Raw genomic sequence first — 14838 nt, forward strand, 5'->3', positions numbered from 1 at the left:
ACAAAAAACAACATCCATAGGATGCTGTCTTTTCCATTTTAAAAAACCTAATCTTTACTTATTAAAGTCTGTTTCTTTCTTCCGTACTACCGCTTCGTTCAGACACATTAAACTTCTCGCCCTGGGCAAACTTCCACCTAAGGGTGAAGCGAATACTTTGTATGCTGTTGTATTGACGGACATCGGTGTTGATATTGTAAAAATCGATACCTCCTTTAAATTTCATCGTTCTGAAAATGTCAGAGCCATTCACTGTCAGGCTTAATTTTTCATCCTTAAAAGTTTTCGTTATCCCAGCATCCAACCAGCTCATCCCATTTATTTTGATTTGCCCATCCTGAAAAGGACTTCTGTAGATCCCTACCAATTCCAACTTGAAGCCTTTTGGTAAGATGATATTGTGTTGGCTTCGAAACATATAGGAAAACTGCTTTACATCCAATAAGTCTTCTCCGATTTGGGATTGGAAAGAACTCCCATTGAATTGTAACATATTGCTCGTATTGTACCATTCAGCAAACTCAACCGGTATAGTAGCCCTAAGGCCTAAATTTTGTGTTTGATCAAGGTTTCTCATTTGAATTAGCGTGGTTCTACTGGCTTCGTCCTGAGTCAATATCTGACCGAAAGCATTTTCGGTTTGTGAATAAGTCAAAGCCAGCTGGTAGGCACCCTTGTAAATATGGTTCATCTCAATATTATTGGCGTACTGTGGCTTGAGGTTAGGGTTGCCTTCCTCTGTCGTTAGTGGGTCTATATAGAAGACAAAGGGGTTCAGCTGTCGGTAATGTGGCCGGGTGATTCTCCTGTTGACATTGTAGACAATTTGGTAGTCCTCATTCATTTTGTGTTGCAGGTATACACTTGGAAAAAAGTTGATGTATTCCTGGGTATTTACCTGAGAGGAGGTAATGGAGTTGCCCTCAATGTTTGCATATTCCGTTCTCAGTCCCATTTGGTATTCTAACTTTTCACCAAGAGGAGCTTTGAAAGAGGCATAGGCAGCCATTACCTTCTCTTTATAAATGAAGTGATTGCTATTGGCATCGGGTAGAAAAGGACCTTCTTCCTCACTTTTTGCAATTTCAAGAATGTTATCTGATTTCACCCAACTTCCTTTTAAGCCTAATTCCAGCGTTTTGTCCTCACCTATAGGCTTAGTAAAGTCGGTTTTAGCCGTGTAAATAGCGTAAACCATGTCATTTCCTGTTTTGACCCTATTCAATCTTCCCGCTTCTTTTTCCTCATTGACCCAATAGCTATTGTTCAATAGGATTATGCTGCTGGCATCCATATTGGAGTAATCAAAATCGACAGAGACCTTTGTGCCCAAGGTGTCAAGCTTTCCGATATAATGAAAATTCCCAAATATTCTGGCGTTCTCAAAATTTGTCTCATTTAGGGCATTTATATAGTTTAGGTCCGTGTTTTCTGGGTTCGAAATGGTGGTAAATGAGGTACCTCCATCTTCTCCGTTCTGGGTGGAGGCTTGTAAATTGACCCCTACGCTATGCTTTTCGTTGATCTGGTAATCTGTCCCTCCAGAGAAAAACAAGTTCTTGGTTAGCAACTTCATTCTTGCCCGTTGGTCAAACTCAGAAAGACCATTTTCCAATTGAAACCTTCTCAAAAGGTCAAGTTCCATATTTCTACCCCAATGGTTGTAATTCAAACTGGCATTGGATGTCCATTTGTTTCTCTTAATATTTATCGCTCCACCTGCAGAAGGTAAATGAAGGCCATTAAACTGGCTACCAATATTTAGGTTTCCATTTATACCATTGTAAGTATTTCTTTTCAATACCAGGTTAATAAGGCCTGCGGCACCTTCAGCATCATACTTAGCAGGAGGATTATTGATGACCTCTATGCTTTGGATATTGTCAGCAGGCATGGCCCTTAGAAAGTCTGCTAAATCTTTAGCCGACATATAAGTTTGCCTGTCATCCAGAAGTACCATCACGCCAGATTTTCCATTTAGATTGATGTTACCATCTGCATCTACAAATACACCCGGCGACCTGCCGATGACATCCAATGCATTATTGCCTTCGGCCATAGTCGTCCCCTCAATATTCACCACTGTTTTGTCTGCCTGAATCAATACATTTGGGCGTGCTGCACGAACTTCCACCTCGTCTAGCGCTCCCAATTCGGCATTCAGTTTTATGCTCCCGAAATTCCTGTCTTCAGCTTTTAATTGGAATCCTTCACTGATGAAATCTTCATAGCCAATAGTGGAGGCCTTGAGTTGGAGTTTGATGGTGCTATTTGTTTTTAGGGAAAAATTTCCATCTTCATCAGAAATTGTTCCTGTTATAAGTGCACGGGAGTCGATGTCCAGTAAAATCACATTTGCAAAAGGCAATGGCTTGTTTTCTTGATCGATTACCCTGCCGCTTACAGTTAATGAAGTGTGTTGGGCAGCCACGTGGCTTAATCCGAGCAAGAAAAAAAGGAAGTGGCAAAAATTAACTTAGAGAAATACATGGTTTTAAATATTGAATTGTTCAGATCAATTCAATGGGAAAAAGGTGCCAAAACCAAAAATACTATTAAGTACCTGATAATGAAAGGAATAAAAAATTGAGTGTTTAATAGACTGTCTCGGAAGTGAACACTTTTTATGTTCGATTTGGACACAAAAAAGCCTCCAATGTTTAAACAAAGGAGGCTTTTTCAAATCTTTAATAACTATGATTTATTTGGCAGCAGCAAATCTTTTAGCTACTTCCTCCCAGTTTACTACATTCCAGAATGCAGCAATATAATCTGGTCTTCTGTTTTGGTAGTTAAGGTAGTAAGCATGTTCCCAAACATCCAAACCTAAGATTGGTGTTCCTTTGCTTTCAGCCACGTCCATTACAGGGTTGTCCTGATTTGGAGTAGAGCTAACAACTAATTCACCATTGCTTACGCTTAGCCAAGCCCATCCAGAACCAAATCTAGTAGCAGCAGCATTTGAAAATTCTTCTTTGAATTTATCAAAAGAGCCAAACTTTTTGTCAATGGCAGCAGCTAAATCACCACTAGGCTTACCTCCTCCGTTTGGAGAAAGAACAGTCCAGAAAAGAGAATGGTTAAAGTGTCCTCCTCCATTGTTTCTTACACCTGCAGGTGCAGAAGAAACATTTTTCATTAGCTCTTCTAAGCTTTTTGATTCAAATTCAGTGCCTTTAATAGCATCGTTTAATTTGGTTACATAGGCGTTATGATGTTTGCCATGGTGGATTTCCATGGTTTTTGCATCAATATTCGGTTCCAATGCATTTTTTTCATAAGGTAAACTAGGAAGTTCAAAAGCCATTTTTTTTCTATTTTAGGTTAAACATTTAAATAAGTTGATGGTTGTGGGTCCCTATTAAAAAACCTATTCTATAAACCATCAAACATTAAAAAAGGTTCTTTTATTCCTTTGAATCTCTAATTTCTTAGATTTTTAAAAAATGTTTGCAATAAATCTTTGGATTCTTCCTGCAATATTCCGCTATGCAGTTTAGTTTTAGGGTGTATGATAGAAATGTCTGTTTTGGAGAATCCACGCTTAGGATCAGATGCAGCAAAATGTAATTCACCAAGTTGGGCCCAAAAACAAGCGCCTGCACACATGATACAAGGTTCCAGGGTTACGTACAATTTGCATTCGGGCAGGTACTTGGCACCGAGCGCATTTGAGGCGGCTGTGATGGCCAGTATCTCCGCATGCGCAGTAACATCGGTTAATTTTTCCGTTTGGTTATAAGCTTTAGCAATCACCCTGTTTTTAACCACTATCACGGCCCCAACAGGGATCTCTCCCTCATCTGCAGCAATTCTTGCTTGCTTGAGGGCCTCATTCATCCAGTATTCATCTGAAAACAATTCCAATATTTCGTTTTTAAAAAATGAGTGCGAATAGTTCTTTCCTTACACCTTCATTGATAATCAATGCCAAAATAAGTGATACGATCAAACCTATGCCCGCTTTTAGAAGGTCATTGGAAGCCATACGATAAGCCCTTACTAGTCTTGCTTTTCGCTTTTTCAATTTTTTTGATTTCGCCAGTGCAATGGAAAGCTCCCTACCTCCAAGAAGTCCGATAAATACCCAGGTGGTACTCATAGGCATCTGACTGTATGCTTTGAAATAGAAAAGAATTACAGCATATACCAAATCTACAATAGTAGCTGCCCTTACATCTGTGACCCTGGTTTTTTCATTTACAATACCTTGAATTTTGTCCCCTTTCATGTAGAAAAGAACACCAAGCCCTAAAAATACAAAGCCAGTATAGGCAGAAAATTCCCAAACATTCAGCTCTCTTGGAAGAAACACCGCTATATTGGCTGCATCCTGCATGATCCAAACTGCCCAAAGACAACCTGAAATGATCCATTGAAGAGGGTACCAATATTTACTTGGCTTGCCTTTTAGGTAGTTGGTGACAAATTTTTCTAAAACAAACCAGACGATTATGGCAAGGAAAAAGGCTACAAAATACCCAATGAAACTTTTTTGCATCACCCCTATGATGGTTCCTGCCTTGTAGGTAAATACATTAAGCAAAAGAAAGGTGGTGGATACAGGCATTCTCAAACGCGTCATCACCAACAACACTATTGGAGCCGCTATTTGGAGAAAGACAAAATTTGTGGGTGCCTGGTCAAGTCCATCTACCTGCAAACGCTGATAACTTACATCACCATTGTAATAAAACCAGCTAAAGGTTACAGTACCGACAAAAATCAGTCCCATAAACAGCCATAGGAAATACCACTTCTGTTTTTGGTTTGATGCGATAAAAGTCCCTATCGTCTGGATACTGTCATTGGCAATCGCTGAATAAGCGGCCAAAGCAAAGCCAAACCACATGGCGGCATAAGTATAAGGCGTAATGATCCCAGCAATTGAGACCAAAATACAGATAATCAAAAGAAAGGGTTTCTCCTTTTTAGTGAAATCAAAAAGTGAATAGGCTGCCTTAGATAATGTAGCCTGGTTAATGTTTTGATCTTTTAGTTTGGCCATGAGTAGATTTTGGCTATGAAATGAGGTGCAAATTAAACAAGAAAATTTAAGGATAATGTTACCAAATTGTTAAGTCCCTGTTTAAATTATTGTAAAGCCTTCCCCAATAAAGTTATTTCAATGTTTCTTTTTTCTCAAAAATATAAATATTTTAGTTCCCATTGAGCTAAATCGGCATTTTTAATCATTTCTTTATGAGCTAGTTGTTCTTTTTCATTATTAACATAAGTTTTACTTAAAAAGCGTGTTATTCTGTCTACTCTACCCGTATTTTGCACTTATATTCTCTGGACAAATTACAGCCTCGTTTTAATGACCAAAGTACCTGAAGGAAATACCTATTTTAAAAACCTGATAACAATAGTTACTATAATTATAGGTCTATTGATATTCATGTTTTCTATTGATTTTTTGACCATTTCCTTGACTGAACTAAACAATGAAGCCGCCAATGCATTGTTCACTGCTACAAGTAATCCATTTGTAGGCCTCTTTATTGGTATACTCACCACTGCCTTGATTCAGTCTAGTTCGACCATTTCTGCAATGGTAGTAGTATTGGTAGCTTCAGGAAATCTTAGTCTGGCACAGGCTGTCCCTGTAATAATGGGCGCAAATATTGGCACCACCTTAACCAGTACACTGGTTGCTTTTGGCTATATCTTAAAAAAGAAAACATTCCGAAAGGCACTTTCTGCCGGAGTGCTCCATGATATTTTTAACATCAGTACCGTTATCATTTTGCTTCCATTGGAGGTGTATTTTGGTATTTTAAGTCACCTGTCTGCCTGGCTTACCCATTGGTTCATCTGGGATGAGCCGGTAGATCTTGGAGAAATTGGCTTGAATGGCTTTTTCCTAAGGTCACTTAGCTATGAGCTGTATTCCTATTTAAGCTGGCCTTTACTTGCCTTGGCTACAGGAATTCTCTTGATGATAGGCTCTATTAAAATCCTTTCCTCACTGGCTTACAAATCCCTAATCACACCGAATTTTAAAAAGGTAAGGAAACATATTTTAATTTTCCCTTCCGCTCTTTTGCCTATGGTGTTTTCTTCACGGCCGCTGTACAATCCAGCACAGTGACCACTTCATTGATGGTGACAGCGGTAGCTACAGGTAAAGTAGCGCTTCGCAAAGTCTTCCCTTTTATTATGGGAGCGAACCTAGGGACTACCATTACGGCTGTAATCGCTGCTTTGTACAAAACAGAGGCCGCTATCAGTGTCGCCATTGTTCATGTTTTGTTTAACCTGATAGGCAACCTTATCTTTCTTCCTTTTCCAAGGTTGAGAGAAATCCCTGTTCGATTGGCCAAAAAATTTGGTAGACAAACAGCCAACAACAAATCGATTGGTTTTGCCTATATCTTGTTGACCTTTTTTGTGATCCCTTTCTTCCTAATCTATTTTAATCAAGCAGAGGTGAAGCCTGAACCATTTCAGGTAACCCTAGAAAAAAGAGAGGAAGTAGCATTTATTAATGATTTTTGTCCAACCAAGCCTCCATTATAAGGTGGCCACTACTGGTGCCAATTCTGTCTGCACCCGCATTTATCATAGCCAAAGCCTGATCTAGTGTTTTAATTCCACCACTTGCCTTTATGCCTACCTGGCTTGGCAGCATTTCACGCATACGTTTGATTGTGTCCACTTCTGCTCCCTTTCCAGCAAAACCTGTTGAAGTTTTTACAAAATCTGCCCCCGCATCTGTACAGATATTACAGGCAAGTAATAATTCTTCTTCACTCAAATAAGCTGTTTCTATGATTACTTTTAATAACCTTTCCGCATCATGACAAACCTTAGCCATTTGAGCCAATTCTATTTTTGGCCAATTCATGCCCGACTTAAATGCAGAAATAGACCAGACCACATCCAGTTCATCTGCGCCGTCTTCAATGGCTTGTTTGGCTTCAAAAACTTTGGTTTGAGTCATGGAGTAACCCAGGGGGAATCCGACCACTGTCACGATCTGTATGTCAAGTTCTCCCAAACCTCTTTTAGCTTTTTTAACCCAAAACGGCGGAATACAAACGCCTCTGAATGAATATTTCTTGGCTTGATTCACTGCAGTGTCGATAGCACGTTCATCTACAGTAGGCTGCAAAGCAGTATGCTCAATATATCGGTTTAAATTTTTCATTAGTCAATCAAATTGCGGATATTCGAAACTTTATGGAATATATCACTTTAGCTTTGGGATGGATTGTGTTTTATGCAAGCCACACCCTTCTGGCAAGTTTAAATATAAAAAGAAAATTCAGGCTTTGGATGAAAGGCAGTTACAAATGGTACAGGCTGGCTTATAGTTTGTACTCGACACTGTTTTTACTGGGCTTGTTTGTTTTTGCTGCTATCATAGCACCCTATTGGATATTTGAGCCCTCAGAGGGAAGTACTTACTTTGGATATATGCTGGCTACTTTTGGCACCATTATATCGGTTAAAAGCATGAAAGGGATTTCTGCAGGCAGATTTATTGGTTGGAGGCCTCATGATGACCTGAGTGAAAAGGAAGAACTTATTAGGGATGGTTGGTACAAGCATATGCGACACCCCTTGTATGCTGGTTTGATTCTGATTTTTCTAGGCTATTTCCTTTATGTGCCTAATTTGTCCTCATTGATTCATCTATTGGCTTTGCTTTTCTATTTGCCCTTTGGAATTTATTTTGAGGAGAAAAAACTGATAGCCATCTATGGTGAGGCCTATGTTGATTATCAAAAAAATGTTCCACCCCTATTTCCCTGGTTTAAAAAATGAATGAGCTGATCTTTTATAGTGTTTTGTTGTTCTTTGTGTTGGGACATTTGGTTATGGCTAGTCTCTTTTACAGACAGATTAGCAAAAATAAATTTTTGTCTTTTCATGAAAAAAATGACTGGCGCCTAAAAGCCCTGATTTTTCCTCTTGGTTATTGGTTTTTATTCAAAAAGCGAATAAAAACATTGAAAAGTCGTGAATTCTAACTTACTTTTTTAGCGGTAAGGGCTGAATTGGTTGGCCATCTATAGGCATGGTTAGGGGAAGAATAAGTGAATGGTGTTTCAACTTTTTGTAGAAATAGATACCATTGATAACCATTATCACCGCACTAAAAGTCATCACCAGGATCAGCCCTTCGGAGTAGAATGTAAACCAACTCATGGCCTCCCAGTCTCCAAATTGCTTGAAAATAAGGATTCCACATGAGCCCAAATAGCCAAAGCTATCTACCAGGTACATCAGGAAGCCAACATTGCCAACATATTTAAAGGCAGCCAATAGGCGATCAAAAAGAAGACAATTGAATGGGATGTAGGCCATGTAGATGCCTGTACCTGTTGCCACTGTCCAATAAAAGGGGTTTATCCACCCATTTTGAAGGCATAGCGTAGAAATAACAGCCAAAAGTAATCCTGAAATAATAATCAGGTGGTAGAGGAAAAGGGCTTTGAAATTATTTTTCACCAAAACCAGCAAACCCATCATCAGCAGCAGTATCAAAGTTATGGGGATTTCCGTTTGGGTAAGGAGTTCAGGAGCCAATCCAACTTTTAATTCTTTCCAGATTTCTACCACGAAGTTATCCCTTATGTCCCTAAAGGCTGTCAATGCCATATAGACCAATACCAGCAATACGATTCCGAAACTAAAATTCCTGAAGAAGGCTTGACGTTCAGGTTTATTCATGGATTTCCGCTGTGTTTTAAGGGCTATGTCTCCCTCACTTGGAGGTGGGGTATGGTCCAGAAAAAACACCACTGTGATCAGAAGTGGAATAAAAAAGGCACCTGTCACAAAGGGCATCCAATAGGGGTCAATCGCCCAATCTACTAATAAATACCGGCCGATAGACTTTACAAAACCCGAGGAAAAAACAAAGCTTATCGCCAGTATACTCCCCATCATTTCGGTGAATTTGCGCCCTTCAAGGTAATGAAAAACCAAGCCCCAAATTAGCCCAAGTGGAAAGCCATTTAAAAGAAAACAGAAAATATTGAAGGGGGCAGGTAATAAAGCAAAGCCGAGCAAGGACAACCAGGAAAACCCAACAAGCGAGAGAATCAAAAGGCCTCGTTTTTTTCCACTTAACTCTGCAATCAATTTGATGCCATAAAACTTACTGGCCATGTAACCGAAAGTTTGCATGAGGATTAACCAGACTTTAATGTCAATACCCCACCATTCTTCTCCCGTGAAGGTGGCTGCGGCAAATGGTTTTCTAAAGGCATACATGCAGCTATAGGTCAGGAAAGCCATGACAGCTACAAAAGTGCTCATAAGCAATGGATTTGCTTCAGAAAGCCTTTTAGAAAGAGAAGGGAAATGGAACATGAATCTTATTCAGGGGTCTTAGTAAGCTCATTTTCAACAAGTGGGATGATTTCCGAAAGAGAACCCAGAATATGGGTTGGTTGGGCGGTTAATAATTCACTGTGGCTAAAATTTGGGTTGGTAATGCCTACACTCATCAGGCAACCTGATTGCTGGCCTTCTAGTATATCAGCCAAAGTACCACCAATTTTAATTATCTCAGAGGGACTACCAATCCCTAAAGCAGCCATCATTTGCAAGATCATATCAGGATGAGGCCTTCCTTTACAAACTTCATCACCGCATACGGTGATGTCTATCAAGGGATGATCCTTCCATCCAATTTGTTTTAATAGTAGGTTTGTTGTTTCTCTATCCAAATTGGTATTGAGCCCTATTTTTATTCCCATCTGTTGCAATGTCTCAAAAACTTCCAAAGCGTCTTCCTCTGGAGAAATTTCAGGGTTTAAGCGACAATATTTTTTAATTTCTGCCTTGAAAGTAGCATAGATCTTTCCCACAATTAGCTCAGAAAAATCCGGCTGATAAGTTGTGTGTGAAGCAAGGATTTGTTTGATAGCTTCAGGAATGGCATAACCCATTTTTTCATGGATCGCTTCCTTGATGAGCTTGTCGAAACCATGTTGAAGAAAGGCTTTCAATAATAACTCAGGTACCACCTTATCATTTTTTATAGCAGTTCCTGCCATATCAAAGACAGCCAATTTGATTGGAGTTTTCATGTTTTTATCTTTCTTTAGTAGCTGTTTCAACTTCAGCATTTCAAAATAATCAAAAATATTGGGAACTTAAAACCTGAGTTGATTAGGTTTAATTTATTATTTAGTGGCTCGAAATTGTCAATAGTGAAAGATTGTTTTTAATTTCCATCTAAAATAAAGCGCTCATGTCCGAACTTAGTCCTGAAAACAAGGTTGATGAAGTTTTTGCCTTGTATGAATCTTATGGAAATGCAGATTATATAGGAGAGCCTGTCTCTCAGGTCGAGCACATGAGTCAGGCGGCCCAGATGGCCGCCGAAGAAGGGTATGGGAATGAAGTGATTTTAGCCGCCTTTTTTCACGACCTTGGCCATTTATTTTCCCAAAGAGAGGAATTGGAACAAATGGCAGGTTATGGCGTTATGGACCATGAAAAACTAGGTGCAGATTATCTTCGGGAGCTGGGGTTTCCTGAAATTGTAGCCCGATTGGTAGAAAGCCATGTGGAGGCCAAGCGGTACCTTACTTTTAAAAACCCGGTCTATTTTAAAAAATTGTCTGAAGCAAGTAAGAAAACTTTGACATTTCAAGGAGGAGTTATGACGGCTGAGGAAGCCAGGGAGTTTGAAGCGGATCCACAGCACAAGCTCATTCTTAAAATGCGTGAATGGGACGAAAGGGCTAAAGAAACTGGTGTGCCTGTGCCCAAGCTGGATGCCTATAAAAAAATGGCCCTGGAATTATTGGCTTAATCTTTCCAGGGCTTGTGCTTATTTATTTTTCTGAGGTAACAAGGTCTTTGACACAATTGACCCAGGTATCTTCTGAATTTAAACTAGGAACCAGGTCCCACCTTTCACCACCCAATTCTAAAAAGAGGTCTCTGTATTCTTGCCCTACTTCCACAGTGGTTTCCAAACAGTCGGCCACAAAAGCAGGTGAGAAAACCATTACTTTTTTCACGCCATCTGCTGCCATCTCTTTGATAAGTTCATCGGTATATGGCTTGATCCAAGGATCTTTTCCCAACCTGGATTGGAAGGAAGTCAGGACTTTCTCCTTAGGTAATTGAAGCTTTTCAGAAATCAAACGAGTTGTATGAAAACTTTGTGCCCGGTAGCAATACTGGTTTTTCTTATGGTAAGTCGCACAGCATTTTCCATTTAGCTGACAATATCCATCGACGGCACCTTTGAGAATTTGTCTTTCCGGAAGGCCATGGTAGGAGAAAAGGTAGCGGTCATATTCCTCTTCCACCATCAGTTTTTTACCTAATTCTGCCCAAGCCTCGAGAAATAAAGGGTGGTCAACAAAATTACTGATAAACTTTATGCCTGGAATAATTTGCCATTCCCTGGCCAGGGCCATGACTTTTTCAATGACAGAGCCATTGCTTGCAGAGGCATATTGAGGAAATAGTGGCAAGACTACAATCTCTTTTACGTTGGCATTGTTCAAAGCCTTGAGACCATCCTCAATACTTGGGGTTTGGTACCTCATGGCAATTTCAACCTGATACTTTTCCTGGTCCAGCAATGGAACCAGCTTGTCTTTTAGGTCCTGTGTGTGAAACAGTAAAGGCGAGCCTCTTTCTGTCCATAGTTTGCGGTATTCCTTGGCAGATTTAGGAGACCTGAAAGGGGCAATAATAAAATTGACCAACATCCACCTTGATAGGAAAGGAATGTCCAGCACCCTTTCATCCATCAAAAATTCTTTGAGGTACTTCCTCACATCAGCCGTATCAGGGCTGTCAGGGGTTCCCAGGTTGACCAACAAAATACCAGTTTTGGATTTGTTTTTATTCATGCTTTGCTTAATTGTCCGTTTTGCTAACCAAAAATACAGGCTATTGTTAGAAAATACCAATAGAATTCAACTTTGGCTTTATTTAGAATAAAAATGAACCAGAATAAGGGGGTTCAATTTGTTTAAAATGCTTTCATTGAGAAATATCTACCAAAGGCTTTTTGGGCCATATGCTGGATATTGCCCTTTTAATTCCGCTATCCTTTTGGCCAAAAGCTATTCCTTCAAATCTTAGTTTTTTATATTCCATAGAAACAACTTCTCAAAGTATTTGAGTTTTCGAATCTCTACGTTTCTATAAGGATAGATTCTATTTTTGGAGATATTATTGAACAATAAGGCCACCACGAGTAATACCATCAAGCCTGTGAAGATAGGGTTGAAAACGTAAAAAAAGCCCATTTCCTTAATCTCATCAGAACCAATATTGGCGATAAGTGCAATGGCTCCTCCAGGAGGGTGCAGGGTCTTGGTATACTGCATGACTAATATGGCTAAGGCTACAGACAAAGCTGGTGATAGCCAAATATGTTCCTCCATATAAAACACCTTATAGGTTAATACACCCACAATTGCAGAAAGAATTCCACCAAACAATGTGTTTCTAGGTTGTGCCAGCGGGCTATTAGAGGCACTGAAAAGCAATACAGAGGAAGCACCAAAAGCACCTATGAGAAACAACTGGTCCTCTCTATCGAGATGGTAAAAATATTGCTGGATCAAACCAATGGCAGCTATACCAATAAAGGCCCCACAAAAAGACCAAAGATTATCAATAGGTTGATGGCTGGTTTCCTTGTAGGCAATCATTTTTACCTTTTGAATCCCCCGCTTTATTTTTTTCATGGGCTTATCAAATGCTTTTAAGCCTGCAAAGTTGGGCATTTGCAACAACCCCACCAAAGATTGACAGGAAATAATCCAGGTGAAACGAAAAAGCCATCCAATAAATGGATGGCTTCATATGAGAGTAAATAGAAATAAAACTTACAAACTATTTTTGATTGGCTCTGTTCTGAAATTCCTTACTTGCAGTATCCAGAAAATCAATAAATTTCTGGATATCCGTTTCGTAAGCAATGGGATTGATAAGCAACTCTTCCTCTTGATCTAGAATCACATAATAGGGCTGCGCATTGTTATTGAAACGGGTAATTTGAAAATCTGCATTTTGCTTGCCAATGGTTTTCTTGACCTTATTGTCATAAGTGGAGGTGTACCATTGTGATTCAGGCAAGGTGTGCCTTTCGTCTATATAAAGCGCTACCATTACGAAGTCTTCCTTTAAGCGCTTAAGCACCCTGGAATCTGACCACACCCTGGCTTCCATTTCACGACAATTGACGCATCCATGTCCAGTAAAATCGATAAACAAAGGTTTGTTTTGTCTTTTAGAGGCCCTGAGTGCCTGGTCGTAATCAAAATATCCTTGAATTCCATGCGGGAAATGAAGGAAATCCGCATACTTGGGTGATTCATCCAGTTCATTGTCCGAGGTCTGTCGGCTGATCTTGGTCAAGTCAAAATCATGTGAAGAAAGTGGTGGTAAATAACCACTAAGCCCTTTTAATGGTGCTCCCCACATTCCAGGAATCATATAAATGACCAATACGAAGGTCGCAATGGCAAGCATTAATCTTGGAACACCGAGGGATTCCATAGGGCTGTCATGTGGTAACCTAAGTTTACCTAACAAATACAAGCCCATCATGGTAAAGATCACGATCCAGATGGCCAGGTAAATGTCCCTGTCAAGAATTCCCCAATGGTATACCTGATCGGCAATGCTTAGGAATTTGAAAGCGAGGGCAAGTTCTAAAAACCCAAGAACCACTTTAACTGAATTTAGCCAGCCACCAGATTTAGGCAAAGAACTAAGCCAACCAGGGAAAATGGCAAATAGCGTAAATGGTAAAGCAAAAGCCATTGAAAAGGCCAGCATGCCTAAAATTGGCTTGATTAGCGCTCCACCAGCTGAACTAATTAATATCGATCCGACGATTGGGCCGGTACAAGAAAAAGAAACCAGAACAAGGGTAAATGCCATAAAGAAAATGCCCATCATGCCACCTTTATCAGCCTTGGCATCCATTTTATTTACCAATCCTGCAGGAAGCGTAATTTCAAACAAGCCTAAGAAGGCCAATGCAAAGAAGATGAATACGGCAAAGAAAAACACATTTGGTACCCAGTGGGTAGAAAGCCAGTTGGCAAACTCAGGCCCTTGTACAGCGGCCAACACTGTGCCTGCAATGGTATAAATGGCAATAATAGAAAAGCCATAAATAAAAGCATTTCTATAGCCTTCCATTTTAGACTTACCTCTTCCAGTGAAGAAGGTAACTGTCATAGGGATCATTGGAAATACACATGGCGTCAAAAGTGCTGCTAATCCAGCGAGGAAAGCAATGAGCATAAAACCGATCAAGGATTCTTCGGGTTGCTCCAAATTGATTTTTTCTCCTACCGGGGAGTCAGGTACCTGTCTAGTAACCGGATTACCCAAAGTTATTGAAAAATCTTCTTGATAATTTATGCAAAGATTGGTGACATCGGAACACATTTGATAGTCCACTGTACCCTTAATTTCTGCATTTTCCTCGGTAATAAGTAACTTTTGTCGAAACTCACCTTCTTTTTCAAAATAGGTGATGTCTCCCTCCCAGGTGTCGTCGAACTTTTTCTTTGAATTGATGGCTTCCAGCCCTCCCATAAGGCTGATTCCTTTGGCCTCTTCAAGGTTGATTTCCGTCAATAAAGGGCCTAGATCCGGATCGAATTCGTTGGAATAAATGTACCAGTTGAGAGGGATATTGGCCTTTAATATTAGTGTAACTGTATCTCCAACCGCTGGATCTTTTTGGTCAAGTTGAATGTCCCATTTTGGTGGGTCAGTTACCTGAGCGCTTAGTGATAGGCTTAGGAAAAAGAAGCTTATTGCTAAATATAATAACTTATTGTAGTTCATTACCGAATTTTTTTACCCATTTAGGTTTCACAC

Annotated in this window: 13 protein-coding genes and 1 pseudogene; 4 read left to right on the forward strand and 10 right to left on the reverse strand. The window is 39.9% G+C overall.

Annotated features, from left to right (window positions below; all coding sequences use genetic code 11):
• Positions 1-61: 61 nt before the first annotated feature.
• From ADICYQ_RS20240 to ADICYQ_RS20255, 4 genes are all read right to left on the reverse strand, one after another.
• On the reverse strand, positions 62-2431 hold the full coding sequence (locus ADICYQ_RS20240; protein WP_020889892.1) for a TonB-dependent receptor: 2370 nt from the start codon (positions 2429-2431) through the stop codon (positions 62-64).
• Between the two features lie 270 nt (positions 2432-2701).
• A complete protein-coding gene (locus ADICYQ_RS20245; RefSeq protein ID WP_020889894.1) occupies positions 2702-3307 on the reverse strand; it encodes a superoxide dismutase in 606 nt (201 codons plus the stop codon).
• Positions 3308-3423: 116 nt separating this feature from the next.
• The gene (locus ADICYQ_RS20250) at positions 3424-3867 is read right to left on the reverse strand and encodes a nucleoside deaminase (RefSeq protein ID WP_020889895.1); all 444 of its coding nucleotides are present in this window, start codon (positions 3865-3867) and stop codon (positions 3424-3426) included.
• Between the two features lie 10 nt (positions 3868-3877).
• The gene (locus ADICYQ_RS20255) at positions 3878-5008 is read right to left on the reverse strand and encodes a hypothetical protein (RefSeq protein WP_020889896.1); all 1131 of its coding nucleotides are present in this window, start codon (positions 5006-5008) and stop codon (positions 3878-3880) included.
• A 393-nt stretch (positions 5009-5401) separates the two neighbouring features.
• Here ADICYQ_RS20255 and ADICYQ_RS29875 point away from each other — a divergent pair, with 393 nt between their 5' ends.
• Both ADICYQ_RS29875 and ADICYQ_RS29880 read left to right on the forward strand, forming a co-directional pair.
• The gene (locus tag ADICYQ_RS29875; protein ID WP_316929330.1) at positions 5402-6094 is read left to right on the forward strand and encodes a Na/Pi symporter; all 693 of its coding nucleotides are present in this window, start codon (positions 5402-5404) and stop codon (positions 6092-6094) included.
• Positions 6088-6522, forward strand: a pseudogene (locus ADICYQ_RS29880) (Na/Pi symporter); the annotation flags it as partial. The gene ADICYQ_RS29875 and the pseudogene ADICYQ_RS29880, both read left to right, overlap by 7 nt.
• Here the strand turns inward: ADICYQ_RS29880 and deoC are convergent.
• Positions 6488-7153: a deoxyribose-phosphate aldolase gene (deoC, locus tag ADICYQ_RS20265; RefSeq protein ID WP_020889899.1), complete on the reverse strand. Its 666-nt coding sequence runs from the start codon at positions 7151-7153 to the stop codon at positions 6488-6490. The pseudogene ADICYQ_RS29880 and the gene deoC sit on opposite strands and share 35 nt — an antisense overlap.
• Before the next feature lie 32 nt (positions 7154-7185).
• Between deoC and ADICYQ_RS20270 the strand changes: the two genes are divergently transcribed.
• The gene (locus ADICYQ_RS20270; RefSeq protein WP_020889900.1) at positions 7186-7773 is read left to right on the forward strand and encodes a methyltransferase family protein; all 588 of its coding nucleotides are present in this window, start codon (positions 7186-7188) and stop codon (positions 7771-7773) included.
• A gap of 207 nt (positions 7774-7980) precedes the next feature.
• Here ADICYQ_RS20270 and ADICYQ_RS20280 read toward each other — a convergent pair whose 3' ends face one another.
• Entirely contained in the window at positions 7981-9273 is a 1293-nt protein-coding gene (locus tag ADICYQ_RS20280; protein ID WP_235114818.1) for a DUF5690 family protein, read from the reverse strand.
• A gap of 59 nt (positions 9274-9332) precedes the next feature.
• Complete coding sequence (locus tag ADICYQ_RS20285; protein ID WP_161625619.1) at positions 9333-10049, reverse strand: HAD hydrolase-like protein; 717 nt, start codon at positions 10047-10049, stop codon at positions 9333-9335.
• 164 nt (positions 10050-10213) lie between these two features.
• On the opposite strand from ADICYQ_RS20285, the gene ADICYQ_RS20290 reads away from it, so the two are divergent.
• A complete protein-coding gene (locus ADICYQ_RS20290) occupies positions 10214-10780 on the forward strand; it encodes a phosphonate degradation HD-domain oxygenase (protein WP_020889904.1) in 567 nt (188 codons plus the stop codon).
• Positions 10781-10802: 22 nt separating this feature from the next.
• On the opposite strand, the gene hemH is transcribed toward ADICYQ_RS20290, so the two are convergent.
• The 3 genes from hemH to ADICYQ_RS20305 form a co-directional block, all read right to left on the reverse strand.
• Complete coding sequence (gene hemH, locus ADICYQ_RS20295; RefSeq protein ID WP_020889905.1) at positions 10803-11837, reverse strand: ferrochelatase; 1035 nt, start codon at positions 11835-11837, stop codon at positions 10803-10805.
• Positions 11838-12068: 231 nt separating this feature from the next.
• The gene (locus tag ADICYQ_RS20300; RefSeq protein ID WP_040417357.1) at positions 12069-12683 is read right to left on the reverse strand and encodes an HPP family protein; all 615 of its coding nucleotides are present in this window, start codon (positions 12681-12683) and stop codon (positions 12069-12071) included.
• 148 nt (positions 12684-12831) lie between these two features.
• Entirely contained in the window at positions 12832-14805 is a 1974-nt protein-coding gene (locus tag ADICYQ_RS20305; protein WP_020889908.1) for a protein-disulfide reductase DsbD family protein, read from the reverse strand.
• Positions 14806-14838: the final 33 nt, after the last annotated feature.

The organism is Cyclobacterium qasimii M12-11B, from assembly GCF_000427295.1.
GTDB lineage: Bacteria > Bacteroidota > Bacteroidia > Cytophagales > Cyclobacteriaceae > Cyclobacterium > Cyclobacterium qasimii.

What these genes read in the sequence shown, in the direction of transcription:
- ADICYQ_RS29875 (WP_316929330.1), top strand. Translation starts at nt 5,402, where the DNA reads ATGTTTTCTATTGATTTTTTGACCATTTCCTTGACTGAACTAAACAAT.
- ADICYQ_RS20285 (WP_161625619.1), bottom strand. Translation starts at nt 10,049, where the DNA reads ATGAAAACTCCAATCAAATTGGCTGTCTTTGATATGGCAGGAACTGCT.
- ADICYQ_RS20245 (WP_020889894.1), bottom strand. Translation starts at nt 3,307, where the DNA reads ATGGCTTTTGAACTTCCTAGTTTACCTTATGAAAAAAATGCATTGGAA.
- ADICYQ_RS20290 (WP_020889904.1), top strand. Translation starts at nt 10,214, where the DNA reads ATGTCCGAACTTAGTCCTGAAAACAAGGTTGATGAAGTTTTTGCCTTG.
- ADICYQ_RS20280 (WP_235114818.1), bottom strand. Translation starts at nt 9,273, where the DNA reads ATGAGCACTTTTGTAGCTGTCATGGCTTTCCTGACCTATAGCTGCATG.
- ADICYQ_RS20305 (WP_020889908.1), bottom strand. Translation starts at nt 14,805, where the DNA reads ATGAACTACAATAAGTTATTATATTTAGCAATAAGCTTCTTTTTCCTA.
- hemH (WP_020889905.1), bottom strand. Translation starts at nt 11,837, where the DNA reads ATGAATAAAAACAAATCCAAAACTGGTATTTTGTTGGTCAACCTGGGA.
- deoC (WP_020889899.1), bottom strand. Translation starts at nt 7,153, where the DNA reads ATGAAAAATTTAAACCGATATATTGAGCATACTGCTTTGCAGCCTACT.
- ADICYQ_RS20300 (WP_040417357.1), bottom strand. Translation starts at nt 12,683, where the DNA reads ATGAAAAAAATAAAGCGGGGGATTCAAAAGGTAAAAATGATTGCCTAC.
- ADICYQ_RS20270 (WP_020889900.1), top strand. Translation starts at nt 7,186, where the DNA reads ATGGAATATATCACTTTAGCTTTGGGATGGATTGTGTTTTATGCAAGC.
- ADICYQ_RS20255 (WP_020889896.1), bottom strand. Translation starts at nt 5,008, where the DNA reads ATGGCCAAACTAAAAGATCAAAACATTAACCAGGCTACATTATCTAAG.